This is a genomic window from Microbacterium sp. NPDC056044, from assembly GCF_042267145.1.
In the GTDB taxonomy this organism is placed as follows: domain Bacteria; phylum Actinomycetota; class Actinomycetes; order Actinomycetales; family Microbacteriaceae; genus Microbacterium.
The window spans coordinates 407438-426600 of the sequence record NZ_JBHJWZ010000001.1 but is presented as its reverse complement, the minus strand read 5'-3'; the positions used below and the strand labels follow the sequence as shown (position 1 = coordinate 426600).

The following is a 19163-nucleotide window of genomic DNA, read 5'->3' as shown; positions in this document are numbered from 1 at the left end:
GGCAGCTCCGGGCCGTCGAGGGACGCGGAGCCGGTTGCGGCTACCATCCGCTACGACTTGTGATCGCGCGTGCCGTCGCTGGTGCCGGGGGTAGCAGGAGTCGTCGTGTCGGCGGCGGGCGACTCCGCGACGTTCGTCGTGGTCGATGCGTCGGCGGCCTTGTCGTCGTCCTTCATGGCCTTCATCTCGCCCTTGAACACGCGAGCGGACTGGCCCATGCTCTTGGCGAGGGCGGGCAGCTTCGCCGCGCCGAACAGCAGAAGAATGACGACGAGCAGGATGATCAGGTGCCAGCCGTTCAGATTTCCGAACATTGAGGTGCTCCGTCGTTCGCGTCAGCGGGGATGCCGCCAAGTCTAATATGCCTCGGTGCGGCCGTCTGCGGCTCTCACCGGTATTGTGCGAGTCCCGCCTCAGCCCAGTCGGCCACGGCCCGGCGTGCGGCGGCGGGTTCGAGCACCTCGACGAGGCCGCCACGGCGCGCCGCGAGGCGGCGCAGGCTCAGCTCGTCGGCGACGCGCATCGTCGCGACGGTGACGCCGTCGGCGGTCTCGAGCGTCGCGCGATCGAGGTAGTCGCCGACGAGGGGCGCGACGTCCTCTGCGAAGCGGATGCGCGCGACGACGTCGCCCGCATCGGTGTCGAACCAGTCCGGCGCCTGCTCGCCCGCGTGCGTGCTCGGGATGCCGGTGAGCTCGAGATCGCTGACGCGGTCGAGGTGGAACGTGCGCATCGCCTCGCGGAGGTGGCACCAGCCCTGCAGGTACCACTGCCCGCTCGCGATGTGCACCTTCACCGGGTCGACGGTGCGCGTGGTGGGCGCGGCGTCCGGCGCCTTGTACGTGAACGAGACGGCGACGCCACGCCGCAGCGCGTCGGACACGAGGTCGCGCACGGCGTCGACGGGCTCCGTGGCGAGGATCACCTCGGCGGGGATGCCCGAGGCGCCGCGCGCGAGCTTCGCGAGCAGGCCCGCGTAGAGCGCCGTGTCGCCGACGCCGGGGATCGACCGCGCCAGCTGAAGACCCGCGAGGAGCGCTGCGGCCTCGCGCGCCGTGAGCTTGGGCGCGCGCTCGAGACCGACGGAGTTCGTGATGACGATGACGTCGCGCTCGTCGAGGAGGTCCCAGTCGATGTCGAACAGGTCGTTCGCCATCTGCCAGTAGCCGCGGTCGCCGGGAAGGCCGATCACGGTCAGCTTCTCGACCATCGACCGCATCTGCTCGGGCTCGACGTCGAACTCGTCGGCGGCCTCCTCGAGCGAGACCTCGCCCTTGCCCATCAGGTACGGGACGAGCTGCAGCATGAGGGCCGCGCGATCGGTCGCGACGAGCTGTCGCCGGGCGCTCATGAGATCCCCCCGTGGAGGTCGCGGGTCGCCGCGAGCCGGTCGATGACGCGGTCGCGCAGGTCGGCGGGCCCGACGACGCGCACCTCGGGGCCGTACGAGGCGAGTTCGTCGGCGAAGATGTGCGCGTCGACGTACGGCACGCGGATCCCCTGCTCGGCCGGCTGCGCGCGCCGGGCGAGACGCAGCGCGGCCTCGGTACCCGGGTTCACCTCGAGCAGCGCCGAGTTGCGCGCGGCGACCTCGTCGAGGCCCGCGAGCGCGCGGTCGCCCGCTCCCTCGCGCAGCGCCGGGTCGAACGAGGCGCGCGTGGCGACGACGGGCCCGACGATGCGTGCGAGCAGGAACGTACGGTCGGCCTTCGCGTCGAGGTCGATGCCGAACACGTGCCAGCGGCCCTCGTACTCGACGAGCGCGAGCGGCTGCACCCGCCGGGTGCGCGGGGCGGCCTCCCCCGGCTTGAGGTACGGGAAGGTGACGACGCGGCTCGACTCGATCGCCTGCTGCAGCGCCGGGAACGCGGGATCGCGCAGGCTCAGCCGCGGCGAGAACCCGATGATCGGCTCGTCGACCAGGTCGCCCAGCGCGCGGATCTTGCGCAGTCCGCTGCGGGCGTCGTCCGACAGGGAGCTCTCGCTCCACACCCCGCCGGCGAGGGTCAGCAGCGCCAGCTCGGCGGGCGTGAACTCGATGTCTTCGGGGAGCTCGTACTCGGCGCTCGGCACGCGGTAGCGCGCCTCGCGGAGATCGTCGGGGTCGGCCCAGTCGCCGATCGTCTCGATCGGGACGCCCAGCCCACGCAGCGACTCCTTGTCGCGCTCGAACATCTTCTCGAGCGCGTCCTTCGACGCCCCGGCCTCGCTCTGCTCGCGATAGCCCGCGACCGAGGTGAGGATCGTGTCTTTCGTGAGCCCCTGATCGGTCGCGATGAGCGCCACCACGAGGTTCACCAGGCGCTCCTCGGGCGGGATCTTCGCAGCGGCAGTGGCAGGCACCCGCCTATCCTATGGCCGCCCGCGTCGAGGTCGTCGAACCCCCGGCTACTGCGCGGGCAGCGCGTCGAGACCGAGGATGTCGATCACGAACACCAGAGTGGAGCCGGCCGGGATGCCGCCCTGCGCCTGGTCGCCGTAGCCCTGGTCGGGCGGCACGACGACGAGGACCTGCGAGCCGACGGTCTGTCCTTCGAGCGCCTTCGCGAAGCCGGGCACGACGCCGTCGAGCGTGAGCGAGGCGGGCGCGCCGTCCCACGTCGAGTCGAAAGGCTCGTTCTCGCCCCACACCACGCCGGTGTAGTGCACGCGCACCGGCTGGTCGCCGGTGACCTTCTCGCCGTCGCCCTTCTTGAGCGTCTGGATCGTCAGGTCGGCGGGCGCCGCGCCGTCGGGGATGATGAGGCCAGGGCGCCCGTCGGGGGCGCGCACGACGCTGGGCAGCCCGAAGCCGCTGTTGAACTGGTTCTGGCCGTCGGCGGCCGCCAGGTACACCTTGCGGAGGTCGACGACCGCGATCAGCGAGTCGCCGGCGTCGAGCCCGGCCTGCTCGGCGACGCCCTCGGCGATGTCGTCCGGCGCCAGCGCGACGGCGACGCGGGAGCCCTCGGTCGCGCAGTGCAGCGCCGTCTCGAGCCCCGGGAAGTTGGCGAACTGGGTGAGGGAGCCCACCCGCGACAGATCTCCGTCGTACGGCGTCGCGGCGAGCTTCTCGCCGGTCGCGCCGCTGAAGAGGGCGACGTCGAGCACGAGGGCCTGGTCGGCGGACGTGACGGCCGTGCCGTCACCGGTCACGACGTCCTCGTAGGCCAGCTCCGGTGCCTTCACCGGCGTGTACATGTCGACGTTCGGCTCGTTCTCGACGTCTCCGGTGACGGTGATGAGGTCCATCACGTCGGGGTTCGACACCTCGGGCCGGGAGCAGTCGGATGCGGATGCGCCGGGCATCGAGCATCCGGCCAGTCCGACGGTCACCAGTCCCAGGACAACCAGGGCAACGGGGATCTTGCGCACCGGGCTAGTTTAGGCGGACTCGCCGGGCACGTCCGACCGTCCGGCCGCCTGGCGCGCGCCCTCGGCGGCGCGCTCGGCCTCGCGGACCCGCTTGCGGAGGTTCTTGTCGGTGATCTGCCGGTCGCCGACGGCGCCCGGCGTCCACAGCTCCACGTCCTCGTCGCCGTAGCTCGACTTCGACGCGCGGCGCTTGACCTCGGGCGGCACGGCACCGGGTGCGAGCCGGCGCGCCCACACCAGGAAGCCGGTGTGCGCGACCATGCGGTGATCGGGACGCACCGCGAGGCCCTCGACGTGCCAGCCGCGCACCATGGTCTCGTTCGCGTCGGGCTCGGTGAACAGACCGGTGCCGCGGATGTACTCCGCGACGCGGCTGAGCTGGGTCGCCGTCGCGACGTAGCAGACCACGACGCCGCCGGGCGTGAGCGCCTCGGCCACCGCGTCGATGCACTCCCAGGGTGCGAGCATGTCGAGCACGACACGATCGACGGATGCCTCGGCCACCGTGGCGTTCAGCTCCGTGGCGAGATCTCCCACGACGACGTCCCAGTTCGCCGGCACCTGGCCGGTGAAGGTCTCGACGTTCGCCCGCGCGACAGCGGCGAAGTCGTCGCGGCGCTCGAACGAGACGAGGCGCCCCTCGGCGCCGATCGCCCGGAGGAGCCACAGCGACAGCGCTCCGGAGCCCACGCCGGCTTCGACGACCGTGGCGCCGGGGAAGATGTCGGCCTCGGCGAGGATCTGGGCGGCGTCCTTCGGGTACACGATCGCCGCACCGCGCGGCATCGACATCACGAAGTCGCGCAGGAGCGGGCGCAGCGCCAGGTATTCGTGGCCGCCGCTGTTCGCGACGACGGAGCCGTCGGGCTGCCCGACGAGCTGCTCGTGCTTGAGCACGCCGTGATGGGTGTGCAGCTCGCCGCCCTCGCGCAGCGTGATCGTGTGCAGGCGCGCCTTGGGGCCGGTGAGCTGCACGCGGTCGCCGAGGCGGAACGGACCGCTCGGGCGGGAGCCCTCCGGTGCCAGGTTGTCGTCGGTCATCGGGTGGTCTCCTCGGCGGGGTGCGGGGCGTGGACGCTGGCGCGGTGCGCCGCGTGGAATTCTGCGATGTCTGCGGCCGTGCGGCCTTCGAGGCTCTCCCAGAGCGCGTGGGCGCCGGCTCCGGTCAGCGACACCATGAGCGGGACGCCGATCACCGACGCGCCCGAGGCGACGGCGGAGCGCAGTCCGTTGGGCGAGTCCTCGATGGCGACGGTCTCGGCGGGCGTCACGCCGAGCACCTCGCACGCCTGCAGGTACGGGTCGGGGAACGGCTTCGGCCGGGTGGCGTCGTCGCCAGCGATCACCACGTCGAACGCGTCGAAGTCGATCAGGTCGACGACCGTCTGGGCCATGCGGCGCATCGACATCGTCACGAGCCCCGTCTTGACGCCGGCCTCGCGCAGGCTCGCCAGCAGCTCGCGCGCGCCGGGCCGGAACGGCACGCCGGTCACCGACAGCTGGCGCATGACCTCCTCGGTGAGGTGGTCGATGATCGCGTCGGTGCTCATGCGCACGCCGGTGCCCTGCAGGATGCGGGCGGAGTCCTCGAGTCCGAGGCCGACCAGGCTCAGCGCCTGCTCGTGCGACCACGTCCCCCCGAAGCTCTCGATGAGGGGTGTCTCGGCCGCCATCCAGTAGGGCTCGGTGTCGACGAGGGTGCCGTCCATGTCCCACAGGACGGCGGCGAGTCGGGGCGCATTCACCGTGCAATCCTACCGAGGGGTCTCCGGCCCTCCCCGGGGGCAGGGGCCTATCCTGGAAGGAACCCGCAGCGGCTGCGGGTGGAGGGGGTCCCGTGGACGGACTGGGTCGTCGTGTTCTCGTCGCAGCGTTCGATGGCTGGAATGATGCGGGTGAAGCCGCGTCGTCGGCCATCAGCCAGCTGCGCGACGGCGGCTCGTACGAGACGGTGTTCTCGGTCGATCCCGAGCTGTACTTCGACTACCAGTACACGCGTCCGCACATCGCAGCGGACGGCGATGGACGCCGTACGCTGCGCTGGCCCGAGGCCACGCTCCTGCGCCCCGCGCAGGCGACCCGCGGGACGCAGCTGTGGCTGCTCACCGGCGTCGAGCCCGCCCGCGCGTGGCAGGCGTTCTCGTCGGAGTTCATCGACATCGCCCTCCGCGAAGACATCACGGGGTTCGTCGCGATCGGCTCGATGATGTCCGACGTGCCGCACACGCGGCCGATCTCGGTCTTCGCCGGCAGCGACAACGAGAACCTGCGCACGGCACTCGAGCTCGAGCGCAGCACGTACGAGGGTCCGGTCGGCATCCTCAGCGTCCTCGGCGACGCGGCCGAGCGCGCCGGCATCCCCACGGCGAGCCTGTGGGCGAGCGTGCCCCACTACGTCGCCGGTCACACCCCCTCGCCCAAGGCGACGCTGGCGCTCCTCGACCGGCTCGAGGACATCACCGGCGCCGCGGTCTCCCGCGGCGACCTCGCCACGGAGGCAGCGGCCTGGGAGGCTTCCATCGACGCGGCCGCGGCCGACGACGAGGAGATGACCGAGTACATCCACCAGCTCGAGCGCACGCGCGACACGTGGGACTCGCCGGAGGCCTCGGGCGACGCGATCGCCCAGGAGTTCGAACGGTACCTGCGCCGCACCGACGGCAAGCCGGGCGACGGGCCGAGCAAGCCCGGTCGCGACGACCCGCGCCGCTGAGCAGCATCCGTCCCCCTGTGTCAGGGGTTGATGACGCCCATGCTCAGCAGCACCAGCAGGAGTGAGCCGACCGCGACGCGGTAGACCACGAACGGCAGGAAGCTGTGCTTGGAGATCCAGTTCATGAAGAACGCGATCACCCCGAGCGCCACGACGAACGCGACACCGGTCGCCACCGCGGTCTCGCCCAGCGTGAACAGGCCCGGCTCGTCGAGGCTCTTCGCCAGCTGGAAGAAGCCGCTGCCGAAGACCGCGGGAATGGCGAGCAGGAACGCGTAACGGGCCGCGGCGGCGCGCTCGTAGCCCATGAACAGGCCGGCGGTGATCGTGCCGCCCGAGCGCGACACCCCGGGGATGAGGGCGAGCGACTGCGCGAACCCGTAGATCACGCCGTGGCCGACTGTCATGTCCTGGAGCTTGCGCTTCTTGGCGCCCACGTGGTCGGCGATGCCCAGCAGCACGCCGAAGAAGATCAGCATGACCGCGGTGATCCAGAGGGACCGCAGCACCGTCTCGATCTGGTCCTGGAACAGCAGGCCGAGCACCACGATCGGGATCGAGCCCACGATGATCAGCCAGCCGAGCTTCGCGTCGGGGTCGTTGCGCGGGATGCGGCCGAACAGCGACCGGAACCAGTGCCCGATGATCCGCACGATGTCACGCCAGAAGAAGACCACCACGGCCGCCTCGGTGCCGATCTGGGTGATCGCGGTGAACGCCGCCCCCGGATCCTGCGCCGACGGCAGGAACTCACCGAGGATGCGCAGGTGCGCGCTCGACGAGATGGGCAGGAACTCGGTCAGACCCTGGACGAACCCGAGGATGATCGCTTCGAGAAGCATGGGCGCCTTTCAGCCGTGCGATGACGGATGCCCGGGGGGCGAGGCATCCGTCGAGATCTCAGTAGGTGCGGAGCAGGTCCGTGAGGACGGCCTGGCCGAACACGAGGGAGTCGATCGGCACGCGCTCGTCGACGCCGTGGAACATGCCGGTGAAGTCGAGGTCGGCGGGCAGGCGCAGCGGCGCGAAGCCGTAGCCGGCGATGCCGAGCGTGGCGAGCGCCTTGTTGTCGGTGCCGCCGCCCATCAGGTACGGCACCACCGGCGCGCCCGGGTCGTGGCGTCCCAGCGCCGCGACCATCGCGTCGACGAGGTCGCCCGAGAACGGGACCTCGAGGCCGATGTCCTGGTGGACGATCTCGACCTCCACGCCGTCGCCGACGATGCGGCGGATGTCGGCGAGGGCCGCGTCCTCGGTGCCCGGGAGCACCCGCACGTCGACGAGGGCCTCGGCCCGGTCGGGGATCACATTGTGCTTGTACCCGGCCACGAGACCGGTCGGGTTGGTGGTCGTCCGCAGCGTCGAGCGGAGGAATCCGGATGCTGCGCCCGTGGCGGCTGCGACGGCATCCGGGTCGCCGGGGGCCTCGCCCGTGAGTTCGGCGAGCCGCTCGCTCATCTCGCGCGACGTGTCGGTGAGGGTGACGGGCCACGCGGTGCGGCCGAGTGCGGCGACGGCCTCGGCGAGCAGCGTCACCGCGTTGTCGTGGTGCAGCTTCGAGCCGTGCGCGGCACGACCGCGGGCGACGAGGCGGATCCAGATGAGCGCCTTCTCCCCCACCTGCAGCAGGTACGCGTGGCGGTCGCCGATCGGGATCGAGTAGCCGCCGACCTCGCTGATCGCCTCGGTGGCGCCGGTGAACCAGTCGGGGCGGTCGCGGACCACGAGCGCCGAGCCCTCGACGCCGCCGTTCTCCTCGTCGGCGAAGAACGCCAGGACCAGGTCCCGCTCGGGCTGCTCGCCGGAACGCAGGATGTCGGCGACCGATGTGAGGATCATGGCGTCCATGTCCTTCATGTCGACGGCGCCGCGGCCCCACAGCATGCCGTCTTTCACGACGCCCTCGAAGGGGTCGACGCTCCAGTCCTCGGCGATCGCCGGTACCACGTCGAGGTGGCCGTGCAGCACGAGCGCGGGCTTGTCGCGGTTGCGGCCCGGAACCCGCGCCATGACGTTGGTGCGGCGTGGGATCGGCTCGTAGAACTCGGGTGCGAGGCCCAGCGTCTCGAGATAGGCGCCGACGTACTCCGCGGCCTCGCGCTCACCGTTCGAGCGGCCGCCGCCGTGGTTCGTCGTGTCGAAGCGGATGAGATCCCGCGCGATCGAGGCGACTTCGGGAAGACCGAGATCGGGAGAAGGCATGCCGACAAACCTACCCCGACGCCGTGGCCGCCCCGTGCGGGCGGCCACGCGGCGGGTCAGGGGACGACCGTCAGCACACCCGTGATGATCAGCGTCAGCAGCGTGGTCCAGCCCACGATCGCGACGCCCTGCCAGAACAGGATCCGGGCGGTGCCGACGCCCGCACCGGCGAGCATCGTGGCGGTGAACTGGGTGGGAAGAAGCAGCGGACCCAGAAGGCTCACGCCGGGCACGCCGTAGCGCTCGAACGAGCGCTGGAACTTGACCCGTCGCGCGGCCTTGCGGTCGGACTCGTGAGGGTCGACGAGGGCGCCGGCCGCCGAGGCGTCCTCGGCCGCGATCGTGCCGTCGGCGTTGACGAGGCGACGCGCCCTGCTCCGTGCGACGACGGCGCGCCGTGCCCGGGCGCTCAGCAGGACCAGCACGGCCACGCACACGAAGTTGCCCACGATCGCGGCGATCGCGGCGACCACGGGGTTGATGCCGCCGATGATGCCGATGGTGGCGGCACCCTCGCCCTCGATGAAGGGCACCGCGCCCGCGAGGGCGACGATGAGGGGCTGGACGAGTTCGGGCACCTGGGCGACGAGGGCCTGGAACTGCTCCATGAGGTTCACGGGATACTCCTGTGGTGTGGGGCGGGCGGTGCTGGCCGGGCCCGCCGTCTTCCGGCGTGTCCCCAGTCCATCGCCTCGGACGCGCGACGGTAAGTGTCCGTCTGTCACCTCCTGACGGGCGGTTCGCACGCCCGGAGGGTGACATGTGTCATGGCCGTAGGGTGGGAGCCATGAGCCGCCCCGCAACAGCTGCCGCGGCGGTGCGCGGCCCGATCCGTCGACGGATGACGCTGTCCCGGGGCATCGCCGCGACCTGGTGGTACACCGTCGTGGGCGTGCTGTTCCTGGAGTTCATGGTCGTCTTCGCCTGGACGGTGACGCTGCTGGGCACGGGCGGCGACGCGACGCCGTCCCTGGTCGCCGGCATCGGCGGCATCGTGTGGTGGCTGTCCACGGTGCCGCTCCTGCTCGAGTACCGCCACCGCGTCGAGGGCGCTCCCCTCGCGCGCTGGTCACGGACGGTCGGATCGCTGATCGTCGCCGCCGTCTTCGGCCTCGTCATGGGGCTCGCCTCCGGACTGTGGCTGCTGGCCGTGATCCCCCTCGCGCAGTCCCTGGTGCTGCTGAACTGGCCGCCCGGGGTGCGCCTTCGCGTCGTCCTGGCAGTGACCTTGCTTCTCGGCGTGCTCTGGTTCGTCGACACCCGGGCCGCGGCCTCCGGCGGCCCCGGCTGGTGGCTGATGGGCTTCTTCATCACCACGCTGCCGCTCATGAGCGTGCTGTCGCTGTGGTGGTGGGATGTGCTCATCACCGTCGACAGGGCGCGGGCGTCCGAGGCCCGGCTGGCGGCGACCCAGGAGCGACTGCGCGTCGCAACGGATGTGCACGACCTCCAGGGGCACCACCTCCAGGTCATCGCGCTCCAGCTGGAGCTCGCGGAGCGGCTGATGCCCCGCGATCCGGATGCGGCGCTCGAACAGCTGCGCGCGGCGCGGGCGAGCGTCGACGAGGCCCGTCAGGGCACGCGGGACCTCGCGACGCGGGTGCGTTCGGTGCCGCTGCCCGACGAGCTGGCCAACGCCGCCGATCTGCTGCGCGCGGCCGGACTCGCCGTGGAGCTCGCCGTCGATCCGGATGCCGGCCGGGCGCCGGCATCCGTCCTCGCGCCGATCATCCGCGAGACGACCACCAATGTCCTGCGCCACGGCCGCGGCGGGTGGGCGCGCCTGGCGCTGGTCCGCGACGCTCAGGGGTGGCGGTACGAGATCGCCAACGACGCCGGAGCCGCAGAGCCGCGGCGCGACGCCTCGGGCCTGCAGGGCATGGCCCGACGGGTCGCCGAAGCCGGCGGCACGCTCGACGCGCACGTTCACGAGGGCGCGTTCGTCGTCGTGGTGCGGGTGCCCGCCGGCGGCGAGGCGAGTCGATGATCCGCGTCCTGCTGGCCGACGACGAGGCGATGATCCGCTCGGCGCTCGCAGCGCTCTTGCGCCTCGAGGCCGACATCGAGGTCGTCGCCGAGTGCGTGGACGGCACCGAGGCCGTCGCCGAGGCCCTGCGCCTCTCCCCCGACGTGTGCCTGCTCGACCTCGAGATGCCTGGCCTCGACGGCGTCGAGGTCGCCGCGCGCGTGACGCGCGCCACGCGGGCGCGCTGCGTGGTCGTGACCCGCCATGCGCGGCCCGGGGTGCTCCGCCGCGCGCTCGCGTCGGGCGTGTCGGGATTCCTTCCCAAGTCGCGCGGCGCCGACGAGGTGGCCGAGGTCATCCGGCGGGTGGCGGCGGGAGGACGCTACGTCGACCCTGAGGTCGCCGCCGACGCGCTGAGCGACGAGCGCTCCCCGCTCACGGACCGCGAGCTCGACGTGCTGCGCGCGGGGCGCCGCGGCGAGACGACCGGGCAGATCGCGCGAACCCTGTCGCTCGCACCGGGAACGGTGCGCAACCATGTGTCGGCCGTGCTCGGAAAGCTCTCGGTGAGCACGCGCCAGCAGGCGGTGATCCTCGCGGAGGAGCGCGGCTGGATCTGACAGCGGCCGGCCCGGACGCGCACCCGCTCGCCCTGAGGACGCTGTGGCGGGAAACAGTGAAGGCCCCCGGTTCTCCGGGGGCCTTCTGCTGTGCGCGAGGGGGGACTTGAACCCCCACGCCCTATACGGGCACTAGCACCTCAAGCTAGCGCGTCTACCTATTCCGCCACCCGCGCAGGTGGTTTTCGGTTTCGCAACCGAGGAATGACACTACCAGATCACCGGAGGTTCAACGAATCGTGCGCAGCCCGGGCGCGTCATCCCATCGAAACCCCGAAGAGCAGGCCCAGGACGTAGGTCACCGCGGCGGCGCCGAAGCCGATCGCGAGCTGGCGCAGCGCACGCTTGAGCGGCGGAGCGCCCGACAGGAGGCCGACAGCCGCGCCCGTGGACATCAGGGCGATCCCGACAAGGAGGAGCGCCAGCAGGACCGCGGTGAGGCCGGAGAGGCCGAAGATCCACGGCAGCACGGGGATGATCGCGCCCGATGCGAAGAACAGGAAGCTCGAGATGGCCGCGCCCCAGTCGCTGCCGACGACCTCGCCGTGGTCGACGACCGAGACCGGCCCCGTCTCGGCGCGGCCCTGACCCAGCGCGTGCGCGGATGCGACGACGCGACGGGCGCGTGCGGACGCCTCAGCCTCCGGCATCCCTCGGGTGCGGTAAACGAGCGCGAGCTCGTTGGCGTCGATGTCGAGGTGCGGGATCGCACCGTCGGCGAAGTCGCTCGGCTCGGTGGCGGCGAGGAGCTCGCGCTGCGAGCGGACCGACACGAACTCCCCCGCGCCCATCGACAGGGCGCCGGCGAGGAGGCCTGCAACGCCGCTGAAGAGGACGAACTGGCTCGAGACGCCGGTCGCGCCGATGCCCATGACGAGGGCGAGGTTCGACACCAGGCCGTCGTTGGCTCCGAACACCGCCGCGCGGAACGTGCCCGACAGGCGACGGCGGCCACGAGCGGCGAGCCCGCGCACGACCTCGTGGTGGATCCGCTCGTCGGCGGCCATCGTCGGGGTGGCGAACGGCTCGTCCTCGTACGGCGAGCGGGCCTCGGCGTTCTGGGCGAGCGCGAGCACGAAGATCGAGCCGAAGCGCTTGGCCATCCAGCCCAGCGTGCGGGTGCGGACGTCTGCCCGCGGCAGTCGTGCCGGCTCGGCGCCGAGCAGCTGCAACCAGTGCGCCTCATGGCGGCCCTCGGCCTCGGCGAGGGCGAGGAGGATCTCGCGCTCCTCCCCCGTGCGGCGCCCGGCGAGCTCGCGGTAGACGCGAGCCTCGGCGCGCTCGTTCACGAGGTAGCGCGCCCATCGGCGTCGATCGCGGTCGGTCGGTGCGGCGGGCGTGCTCACTCGGGCCTCCAGTCAGGGGTGAGGGGACCCGTCAACGGTAGCCACGGCGGCACGCGCCTCCGCGCGAAAACCGAGGATTGACAGCATTTCGGGCTTCCGAACGGCCCTGTCCGTCAGGAGCGCACGCGCTTGCGCAGCACGTCGATGCGGGCCTGCAGCTGCGTCACCGTCGCGTGCGACACCGCGGGCCCGCCGCAGATGCGCCGGAGCTCGGCATGCACGAGGCCGTGGGCCTCGCCCGTCTGACGGGCGTAGAGCCCGACGAGGCTGTTGAGGAGCTGCCGCTGCTCCTTGAGCGTGCGGTGCAGGGCCTGGGGCAGCGCCGGTTCCTCCTCGGGCGCCGTCGCCTCCTGCGCCTCGCGCGCGGTCCGGTGCCGCGACTGGCGCGACACGCGCGACATCAGCACGTCGTGCACCTGGTCGGGTTCAAGGAGTCCCGGAATGCCCAGGAACTCCTCCTCCTCGGGGGTTCCGGGCACGGCGAGCTGACCGAACTCCTTGCCGTCGAAGAGCACCCGGTCGAAGTGGGCGAGCGAGCCCAGCGCCTGGTACGTGAACTCCTCTTCGAGCGCGTCGGAGGCCTTGTCTTCGCGCTCGGCCGCGTCCATGAGGTCTTCTTCGGCGTTCCACTCGCCCTCGCCGTCGGAGTCGCGGTCGAGCGCGTGGTCGCGCTGGCGCTCCATCTCGTTCGCGAGCGCGAGCAGCTGCGGGACGTTCGGCAGGAACACGCTCGCGGTCTCGCCGCGGCGGCGCGCGCGCACGAAGCGCCCGATGGCCTGGGCGAAGAACAGCGGGGTCGAGGCGCTCGTCGCGTACACACCGACGGCGAGACGCGGCACGTCGACGCCCTCCGACACCATGCGCACCGCGACCATCCAGCGCGTGGTGGCCTTCGAGAACTCCTCGATGCGGCTCGACGCCTCGGCCTCGTCCGACAGCACCACGGTCGGCGCCTCGCCGGTGAGGTCCCGCAGGATCGCGGCGTAGGCGCGCGCGGCGGTCTGATCCGTCGCGATCACCAGGCCCCCGGCATCCGGAACATGCTCGCGCACCTCGGTGAGGCGGCGGTCGGCCGACCGCAGGACGGCGGGGATCCAGTCGCCTTCGGGGTCGAGCGCGGTGCGCCAGGCCTGGGACGTGATGTCCTTGGTGTTGTCCTGGCCGAGCTGCGCCTCCATCTCTTCGCCGGTCTTGGTGCGCCAGCGCATCTGCCCGGCGTAGACCATGAAGAGCACCGGCCGCACGACGCCGTCCTCGAGCGCGCGGCCGTAGCCGTACGCGTAGTCGGTGCGCGAGACGCGGATGCCCTTGGCGTCGGGGTGGTACTCGACGAACGGGATCGGCGCGGTGTCGCTGCGGAACGGCGTGCCGCTGAGCAGCAGGCGGCGGGTCGCCCGCGCATACGCCTCTCGGAGGGCATCGCCCCAGCTGAGCGCGTCGCCGCCGTGGTGCACCTCGTCGAGGATCACGAGCGTCTTCGCATCCATCGTCAGCCGCTGATGGACGGATGCCTTGACCGCGACCTGTGCGTAGGTCACGGCGACGCCGTGGTACTGGCGGGCCGGCGCGAAGTGGCGGTTGCTGAACGCCGGATCGAGGCGGATGCCCACTCGGGCGGCCGCGTCGGCCCACTGCGTCTTGAGGTGCTCGGTCGGCGCCACGACGACGATGCGGTTGATGACGCGGCGTCGCAGGAGCTCGCTCGCGAGGCGGAGGGCGAACGTCGTCTTGCCGGCGCCCGGGGTGGCCGCTGCGAGGAAGTCGCGGGGCCCACCGCCCGGCCCGTCGGGGCCGTCCAGCCCGAAGTAGAGGTCGAGAGCCTCGGCCTGCCAGGCCCGCAGGCGCTGCGCGGTTCCCCACGGCGCGCGCTGCGGGTACGTCGGCGAGAGATGCTCGGCCGCGAAGCTCCCGATGTGCGGCTCGGCGCCGTGGGGCCCGGTGGTGAGCCCCCCTTCGGCGGAAGCCTCGTGGGCATGGTTCTCGGGGAGGGCGGGGGGCGATTCGAGCATCGTTTCGTCCGTCACCGATCACACCTCCCCCGCAGACAACGAGTCACCACGATAGACGACCCGGCAGACATCCACGGCCGTGGCATCGCCGGGTGGCAGCATCCGCCGATGTCCCCCGCCGCGATAGCCTGACTGTCGGTCACGAGCCGAGGAACGGAAGACGGATGTCTACGAGAGATGATCCCCGCAGCCCCTACGTCGCGAATGCGCAGCCGCATCCGTGGCGCCGCTACGTCGCGATCGGCGACTCCTTCACGGAGGGCGTGGGCGACCCCGAGCCGTCGGCGCCGAACGGGTTCCGCGGCTGGGCCGACCGCGTCGCCGAAGTGCTGTCGGAGCAGGTCGACGACTTCGCGTACGCGAACCTCGCGATCCGCGGCCGCCTCATCGGCCAGATCGTCGACGAGCAGGTGGCGCCGGCGATCGCCCTCAAGCCCGATCTCGTGACCTTCTCGGCGGGCGGCAACGACGTCATCCGCCCGAACGCCGACCCCGACCACGTCGCGCAGCTCTTCGAGGACGCCGTCGTGCGCCTCTCGCGCGACGGCGCCACCGTCGTGGTCTTCACGGGCATCGACACGGCGTTCACGCCGGTGTTCCGCAGCATCCGCGGCAAGGTGGCGATCTACAACGAGAACATCCGCGCGATCGCCGACAAGTACGACTGCATCGTCGCCGACCAGTGGGCGCTCAAAGAGGTGCAGGACATGCGCTTCTTCGACGACGACCGCCTGCACTACAACGCGCTCGGCCACCATGAAGTGGCCCGTATGGTGCTCCGCTCGCTCAACGTGCCCAACGACCTCCAGCCCATGCAGCCCGACGCGCTGCCGATCCGCACGTGGCGCGAGGCACGCGCCGTCGACGTCATGTGGGCGCGCGAGTACCTGGTGCCGTGGGTGCTGCGGCGGCTGCGCCATCAGTCCTCCGGCGACCACGTGACCGCGAAGCGCCCCGACCCGCTGCCGGTGATCACCATCGCGCCGGGGACGAATCCCGCGGCCGCTCGCGGCGAGGAGGTCTGACTTGGCGACGCACCTGGTGACCGGTGCCGGTTCGGGCATCGGCGCGGCGCTGACCGAGCGGCTCGTCGCACGCGGCGACGAGCTCTGGCTGCTCGCGCGCGACGCCGGCCGCGCCGCGCAGCTGAGGGCCCGGTTCCCCGGCGCGCAGACGCTGGTCGGAGACCTCGCCGACCCCGCACGCCTCTCATGGGCCTTCAGCCACCAGAGCGTGCCGCCGCAGCTGGACGCGCTCATCCACGTGGCGGGCGTCGTCGAGCTCGGCCCGATCGGCGAGACGCCTGTCGCGACGTGGCAGCACCAGCTCAACGTGAACGCCGTCGCGCCCGCCGAGCTGACACGCCTGATGCTCCCCGCCCTGCGCACCGCTCGCGGACGCGTGGTGTTCGTCAACTCCGGCGCGGGCCTGCGCGTGAGCCCCGAGTGGGGCTCGTACGGGGCGAGCAAGTTCGCGGTGCGCGCCGTGGCCGACGCCCTTCGCGAAGAGGAGCGGGCTAACGGCGTGCGCGTGACCACGGTCTACCCCGGGCGCACGGCGACGCCGATGCAGGAGAAGGTGCACCAGCAGGAGGGCGCCGACTACGACGCCTCGCAGTGGATCGACCCGGGATCGGTCGCCGAGGCGATCCTCGCCGCGCTCGACCTGCCGCGCGACGCCGACCTCACCGAGCTGACGGTCCGCCCCGGCGCCTGATCACCGGCGCGGCACGGGCCCGACGACGTCAGCGCGCCCGCAGCTCCCAGATCGCGACCGCGCTCGCCGCGGCGACGTTGAGCGAGTCCACGCCGCCCGCCATGGGGATCGTGACCACCGTGTCGGCGGCCTCGAGCGCGCGGCGCGACAGCCCGTCGCCCTCGGCGCCGAGCATGAGGGCGACCCGCTCCGGCCGGCGCGCGCTGAAGTCGTCGAGCGAGACGGCGTCGTCCGACAGCGCGAGCGCCGCGAGCTCGAAGCCCGCGCCGTGCAGCACCCCGCGCGCCTCGTCCCACTCGGGCAGGCGGGTCCACGGCACCTGGAACACCGTGCCCATGCTCACCCGCACGCTGCGCCGGTACAGCGGATCGGCGCACCGCGGGCTCACGAGCACGGCGTCGGCGCCGAGCCCGGCGGCCGCGCGGAAGATCGCGCCGACGTTGGTGTGGTCGACGATGTCCTCGAGGACGACGACGAGCCGCGCGCCGGCGACGACCTCCGCGACGGACGGGAGCTCGGGCCGGTGCATCGACGCCAGTGCGCCGCGGTGCACGGCGTAGCCGGTCAGGGACTCTGCGACCTCGGGGGCGACGACGTACACGGGCACCGAGGCATCCACCAGCTCCTCGATGTCGGGCAGCCACTTCTCCTGCACCAGGACGGAGCGCGGGCGATGCCCCGCCGCGATCGCCCGCCCGATGACCTTCGCGGATTCGGCGATGTACAGGCCGCCCTCGGGCTCGATCACGCGCCGCAGCGCGACATCGGTGAGGTCGCGGTAGTCCGCGAGGCGCTCGTCGGAGGCGTCGGTGATCGGGATCGCGTGCATCGCGTCCCATCGTCGCACGGCGCTCAGGCCGGCGTGCCGACCGCCGTCCAGGCGCGGGCCGTCACCGCGAACGGGCCGTCGCCGAGCTCGTCGCGCAGTGCGGTCTCGAGGCGCGCGACGTCCTGCTGCCCGAGGGTGGCGATGTAGCGGCCCGCCGGCCCCACGCCGAGGAGGAACGGATCCCACCAGTCCGCGAAGTCGCGGAACGACACCGTGCACTCCACCACCGTCTGGGTGACGGCGGTCAGCCCCGCCCGCCGGAAGATGTCGACGAGCTGCCCCGGTGCGGCGCCGCTCAGCCCCGCCTCTCCGCGCACGCCGTCGTCGAGCCGGCGCGCGACCCGCCAGAACGTCGAGAGCGGACCGCCGTCGCCCGCGTGGTCCCACACGCAGGCCGAGACCCGCCCGCCGGGCGCCGTCACGCGGCCCATCTGCGTCACTCCCCGCACCGGGTCCGACATGAAGTGGACGACCAGCTGGGCCAGCGTCGCCCCGAACTCGCCGTCGGCGAAGGGCAGATGCTCGGCCTCCGCGACCCGGACGTCCACGCCGGGGCAGAGCTCCTCGGTCGCTTCGGCGAAGACCGGTTCAGGATCCGCGGCGCTGACCGCGGCGGGCCCACGGCGCTCGACGAGCTCGAGGGTCAGCATCCCAGGTCCGCACCCGACGTCGAGGACGCGGGCCTCTGCGGCGACGCCCTCGAGCCCCACGGCCGCGAACTCGACCGCCAGCGGCGTCGAGAACCGCCCCATGAAGCGCGCGTATTCGTCGGCGCTGACGCCCCCGAAGCTGCCCACGCGCTCATCCTGGCACGCCGTGGCGCCCCGTAACATCCCCGAAAACCACGGGGCCTACACTCGACGCGAAGGGGGTGCGCCGTGACGACGATCGCGACCGGACTGGACGCCCGGACGACGGATGCTGTGGCTCAGGCCATCGCGACGCTCTCGGGTCGCCGCATCGCGGTGCTGACGGGGGCGGGGGTGTCCACCGACTCGGGGATCCCCGACTACCGGGGTGCCGGTGCTCCGGTGCGCACCCCGATGACCGTCGAGCAGTTCCTCTCGAGCGACGCGTCGCGGCGCCGATACTGGGTCGGCAGCCACCTCGGCTGGCGGGCGTTCGCCTCGGCCGAGCCGAACCCGGGGCACCGTGCGATCGCCGAGCTCGAGGCCCGCGGTCTCGCGACCGGTGTCGTCACGCAGAACGTCGACGGACTCCACGTCCGCGCCGGCAGCCGCCGCGTCGTGGAGCTCCACGGCACGATGCGCCGCATCTTCTGCACCCACTGCGGGCAGGTCTTCGACCGGCGCGACCTCGCCCGCCGCGTCGAGGACGACAACCCGTGGATCCGCGTGCCCGAGAACGTCGCGCTCGGGCCGGACGGCGACGTCCTCCCCGAGAGCACCGAGGGCTTCCGCGTCCCGGAGTGCAGTGTGTGCGGAGGGATGCTGAAGCCCGATGTCGTCTTCTTCGGCGAGTTCATCCCCGCCGAGAAGTTCCGCGAGGCCGAGCAGCTCGTCCACACCAGCGAGGCGCTCATCGTCGCGGGGTCGTCGCTCGTCGTGAACTCCGGCATCCGGCTGCTCGAGCGCGCGCGCCGCCGCCGCCTGCCCGTGGTCATCGTGAACCGCGGCGTGACGCGCGCCGACGCCCGCGCGACGGTGAAGATCGACGCCGGCACCAGCGAGGTGCTGCGCGCGCTCGCCGACGGACTGCCCGCACTCGCCTGACCAGCTGCGTCTGGGAGGCTGCGCGGCCGGCGTCCAGATGGCGCGGGTAGGGTCGGAAGCATGACCGCCCTCACCCTGATCCGCCACGGCGAGACCGATTGGAACCGCGACCGGCGCATCCAGGGCTCGACGGACATCCCCCTGAACGACACGGGCCGGGCGCAGGCCCGCGCCACCGCGCACGTGCTGCGCGAGCGTCTCGACGGCGGCCTGCCCGTCACCGTCGTCTCGAGCGACCTCGCCCGCGCCCGCGAGACGGCGGAGATCATCGCCGCCGAGCTCGGCCTCGCGGCGCCCCGCACCTACGCGAGTCTCCGCGAGCGCGCGTACGGCGAGGCCGAGGGCGTCAGCATCGAGGAGTTCCGCAACCGCTGGGGCGACGCGTACACGGCCGAGGTGCCGGGCGCCGAGCCGTGGGGCGAGCTGCGCACCCGCGCCATCGCCGCGCTCGGCGGCGTCGTGCGCGAGCACCGCCGGGCGACCGCTCCCGCTGCCGCCTCGCTCATCGTCGTGAGCCACGGCGCGCTCATCCGCGAGGTGATGCGCCACGCGACGGCCGGCGAGCTGCCGCTCGAGGGCGAGCGACTCGCCAACGGCGCCACCCACGACTTCGTCTACGAGCGCGACCACCTGCGCCTCGTGACGTACGCGGGACTGGTCGCCTAGCCCCGGCCC

20 protein-coding genes and 1 tRNA gene are annotated in these 19163 nt (G+C 72.4%); 7 read left to right on the top strand and 14 right to left on the bottom strand.

Translation table 11 applies throughout. The features are described 5' to 3' along the window. Positions 1 to 50: 50 nt before the first annotated feature. The 6 genes from tatA to ACFC1I_RS01970 all read right to left on the bottom strand — a co-directional run bounded on the left by tatA (position 51) and on the right by ACFC1I_RS01970 (position 5099). Positions 51 to 314 carry a Sec-independent protein translocase subunit TatA gene (tatA, locus tag ACFC1I_RS01995; RefSeq protein WP_376006203.1) on the bottom strand — a complete coding sequence of 88 codons (264 nt, stop codon included), beginning with the start codon at positions 312 to 314 and terminating at the stop codon, positions 51 to 53. Positions 315 to 388: 74 nt separating this feature from the next. Then, positions 389 to 1351: a helix-turn-helix transcriptional regulator gene (locus ACFC1I_RS01990; RefSeq protein ID WP_376006202.1), complete on the bottom strand. Its 963-nt coding sequence runs from the start codon at positions 1349 to 1351 to the stop codon at positions 389 to 391. After that, positions 1348 to 2343: a helix-turn-helix transcriptional regulator gene (locus ACFC1I_RS01985; protein WP_376006201.1), complete on the bottom strand. Its 996-nt coding sequence runs from the start codon at positions 2341 to 2343 to the stop codon at positions 1348 to 1350. The genes ACFC1I_RS01990 and ACFC1I_RS01985 overlap by 4 nt, the downstream gene beginning before the upstream one ends. Before the next feature lie 45 nt (positions 2344 to 2388). After that, positions 2389 to 3354 carry an FKBP-type peptidyl-prolyl cis-trans isomerase gene (locus ACFC1I_RS01980; RefSeq protein ID WP_376006200.1) on the bottom strand — a complete coding sequence of 322 codons (966 nt, stop codon included), beginning with the start codon at positions 3352 to 3354 and terminating at the stop codon, positions 2389 to 2391. 9 nt (positions 3355 to 3363) lie between these two features. Beyond that, positions 3364 to 4395: a tRNA (adenine-N1)-methyltransferase gene (locus ACFC1I_RS01975; RefSeq protein WP_376006199.1), complete on the bottom strand. Its 1032-nt coding sequence runs from the start codon at positions 4393 to 4395 to the stop codon at positions 3364 to 3366. Continuing rightward, positions 4392 to 5099, bottom strand: coding sequence for an HAD family hydrolase (locus ACFC1I_RS01970; protein ID WP_376006198.1), 708 nt, complete (start codon positions 5097 to 5099; stop codon positions 4392 to 4394). Before ACFC1I_RS01970 ends, ACFC1I_RS01975 begins: the two co-directional genes overlap by 4 nt. A 92-nt stretch (positions 5100 to 5191) precedes the next feature. On the opposite strand from ACFC1I_RS01970, the gene ACFC1I_RS01965 reads away from it, so the two are divergent. After that, on the top strand, positions 5192 to 6067 hold the full coding sequence (locus tag ACFC1I_RS01965; protein ID WP_376006197.1) for a PAC2 family protein: 876 nt from the start codon (positions 5192 to 5194) through the stop codon (positions 6065 to 6067). Positions 6068 to 6087: 20 nt separating this feature from the next. Here ACFC1I_RS01965 and ACFC1I_RS01960 read toward each other — a convergent pair whose 3' ends face one another. Genes ACFC1I_RS01960 through ACFC1I_RS01950 form a run of 3 tightly spaced genes read right to left on the bottom strand, consistent with a single transcriptional unit; the run spans position 6088 to position 8886 of the window. Next, complete coding sequence (locus ACFC1I_RS01960; protein WP_376006196.1) at positions 6088 to 6909, bottom strand: undecaprenyl-diphosphate phosphatase; 822 nt, start codon at positions 6907 to 6909, stop codon at positions 6088 to 6090. A 58-nt stretch (positions 6910 to 6967) separates the two neighbouring features. Then, positions 6968 to 8269: a M20/M25/M40 family metallo-hydrolase gene (locus ACFC1I_RS01955; protein WP_376006195.1), complete on the bottom strand. Its 1302-nt coding sequence runs from the start codon at positions 8267 to 8269 to the stop codon at positions 6968 to 6970. A gap of 56 nt (positions 8270 to 8325) precedes the next feature. Continuing rightward, on the bottom strand, positions 8326 to 8886 hold the full coding sequence (locus tag ACFC1I_RS01950; RefSeq protein WP_376006194.1) for a small multidrug efflux protein: 561 nt from the start codon (positions 8884 to 8886) through the stop codon (positions 8326 to 8328). A gap of 170 nt (positions 8887 to 9056) precedes the next feature. Between ACFC1I_RS01950 and ACFC1I_RS01945 the strand changes: the two genes are divergently transcribed. Continuing rightward, entirely contained in the window at positions 9057 to 10256 is a 1200-nt protein-coding gene (locus ACFC1I_RS01945; RefSeq protein ID WP_376006193.1) for a sensor histidine kinase, read from the top strand. Next, the gene (locus ACFC1I_RS01940) at positions 10253 to 10855 is read left to right on the top strand and encodes a response regulator (protein WP_376006192.1); all 603 of its coding nucleotides are present in this window, start codon (positions 10253 to 10255) and stop codon (positions 10853 to 10855) included. Before ACFC1I_RS01945 ends, ACFC1I_RS01940 begins: the two co-directional genes overlap by 4 nt. A gap of 91 nt (positions 10856 to 10946) precedes the next feature. Here the strand turns inward: ACFC1I_RS01940 and ACFC1I_RS01935 are convergent. The 3 genes from ACFC1I_RS01935 to ACFC1I_RS01925 form a co-directional block, all read right to left on the bottom strand. After that, positions 10947 to 11031: transfer RNA gene (locus tag ACFC1I_RS01935), tRNA-Leu, on the bottom strand. A gap of 81 nt (positions 11032 to 11112) precedes the next feature. Further along, complete coding sequence (locus ACFC1I_RS01930) at positions 11113 to 12201, bottom strand: VIT1/CCC1 family protein (protein WP_376006191.1); 1089 nt, start codon at positions 12199 to 12201, stop codon at positions 11113 to 11115. Positions 12202 to 12314: 113 nt separating this feature from the next. Beyond that, complete coding sequence (locus tag ACFC1I_RS01925; RefSeq protein WP_376006757.1) at positions 12315 to 14210, bottom strand: DEAD/DEAH box helicase; 1896 nt, start codon at positions 14208 to 14210, stop codon at positions 12315 to 12317. Positions 14211 to 14374: 164 nt separating this feature from the next. Here ACFC1I_RS01925 and ACFC1I_RS01920 point away from each other — a divergent pair, with 164 nt between their 5' ends. Together ACFC1I_RS01920 and ACFC1I_RS01915 are read left to right on the top strand one after the other, a co-directional pair. Then, positions 14375 to 15235 (top strand): SGNH/GDSL hydrolase family protein, encoded by an 861-nt coding sequence (locus ACFC1I_RS01920; protein WP_376006190.1) that lies wholly within the window; start codon positions 14375 to 14377, stop codon positions 15233 to 15235. A 1-nt stretch (position 15236) separates the two neighbouring features. Further along, positions 15237 to 15926, top strand: coding sequence for an SDR family oxidoreductase (locus ACFC1I_RS01915; protein WP_376006189.1), 690 nt, complete (start codon positions 15237 to 15239; stop codon positions 15924 to 15926). Between the two features lie 28 nt (positions 15927 to 15954). Here the strand turns inward: ACFC1I_RS01915 and ACFC1I_RS01910 are convergent, their stop codons facing one another. Together ACFC1I_RS01910 and ACFC1I_RS01905 are read right to left on the bottom strand one after the other, a co-directional pair. Then, entirely contained in the window at positions 15955 to 16755 is an 801-nt protein-coding gene (locus tag ACFC1I_RS01910; RefSeq protein WP_376006188.1) for a TrmH family RNA methyltransferase, read from the bottom strand. 23 nt (positions 16756 to 16778) lie between these two features. After that, positions 16779 to 17552, bottom strand: a complete 774-nt coding sequence (locus tag ACFC1I_RS01905; protein WP_376006187.1) for a class I SAM-dependent methyltransferase — start codon at positions 17550 to 17552, stop codon at positions 16779 to 16781. A gap of 81 nt (positions 17553 to 17633) precedes the next feature. Between ACFC1I_RS01905 and ACFC1I_RS01900 the strand changes: the two genes are divergently transcribed. Then, positions 17634 to 18488 carry a Sir2 family NAD-dependent protein deacetylase gene (locus tag ACFC1I_RS01900; RefSeq protein WP_376006186.1) on the top strand — a complete coding sequence of 285 codons (855 nt, stop codon included), beginning with the start codon at positions 17634 to 17636 and terminating at the stop codon, positions 18486 to 18488. A 60-nt stretch (positions 18489 to 18548) separates the two neighbouring features. Beyond that, positions 18549 to 19154, top strand: coding sequence for a histidine phosphatase family protein (locus ACFC1I_RS01895; protein WP_376006185.1), 606 nt, complete (start codon positions 18549 to 18551; stop codon positions 19152 to 19154). The last annotated feature ends 9 nt before the right edge of the window (positions 19155 to 19163 follow it).

What these genes read in the sequence shown, in the direction of transcription:
- ACFC1I_RS01945 (WP_376006193.1), top strand. Translation starts at nt 9,057, where the DNA reads ATGAGCCGCCCCGCAACAGCTGCCGCGGCGGTGCGCGGCCCGATCCGT.
- ACFC1I_RS01990 (WP_376006202.1), bottom strand. Translation starts at nt 1,351, where the DNA reads ATGAGCGCCCGGCGACAGCTCGTCGCGACCGATCGCGCGGCCCTCATG.
- ACFC1I_RS01955 (WP_376006195.1), bottom strand. Translation starts at nt 8,269, where the DNA reads ATGCCTTCTCCCGATCTCGGTCTTCCCGAAGTCGCCTCGATCGCGCGG.
- ACFC1I_RS01940 (WP_376006192.1), top strand. Translation starts at nt 10,253, where the DNA reads ATGATCCGCGTCCTGCTGGCCGACGACGAGGCGATGATCCGCTCGGCG.
- ACFC1I_RS01920 (WP_376006190.1), top strand. Translation starts at nt 14,375, where the DNA reads ATGTCTACGAGAGATGATCCCCGCAGCCCCTACGTCGCGAATGCGCAG.
- ACFC1I_RS01960 (WP_376006196.1), bottom strand. Translation starts at nt 6,909, where the DNA reads ATGCTTCTCGAAGCGATCATCCTCGGGTTCGTCCAGGGTCTGACCGAG.
- ACFC1I_RS01910 (WP_376006188.1), bottom strand. Translation starts at nt 16,755, where the DNA reads ATGCACGCGATCCCGATCACCGACGCCTCCGACGAGCGCCTCGCGGAC.
- ACFC1I_RS01975 (WP_376006199.1), bottom strand. Translation starts at nt 4,395, where the DNA reads ATGACCGACGACAACCTGGCACCGGAGGGCTCCCGCCCGAGCGGTCCG.
- ACFC1I_RS01895 (WP_376006185.1), top strand. Translation starts at nt 18,549, where the DNA reads ATGACCGCCCTCACCCTGATCCGCCACGGCGAGACCGATTGGAACCGC.
- tatA (WP_376006203.1), bottom strand. Translation starts at nt 314, where the DNA reads ATGTTCGGAAATCTGAACGGCTGGCACCTGATCATCCTGCTCGTCGTC.
- ACFC1I_RS01925 (WP_376006757.1), bottom strand. Translation starts at nt 14,210, where the DNA reads ATGCTCGAATCGCCCCCCGCCCTCCCCGAGAACCATGCCCACGAGGCT.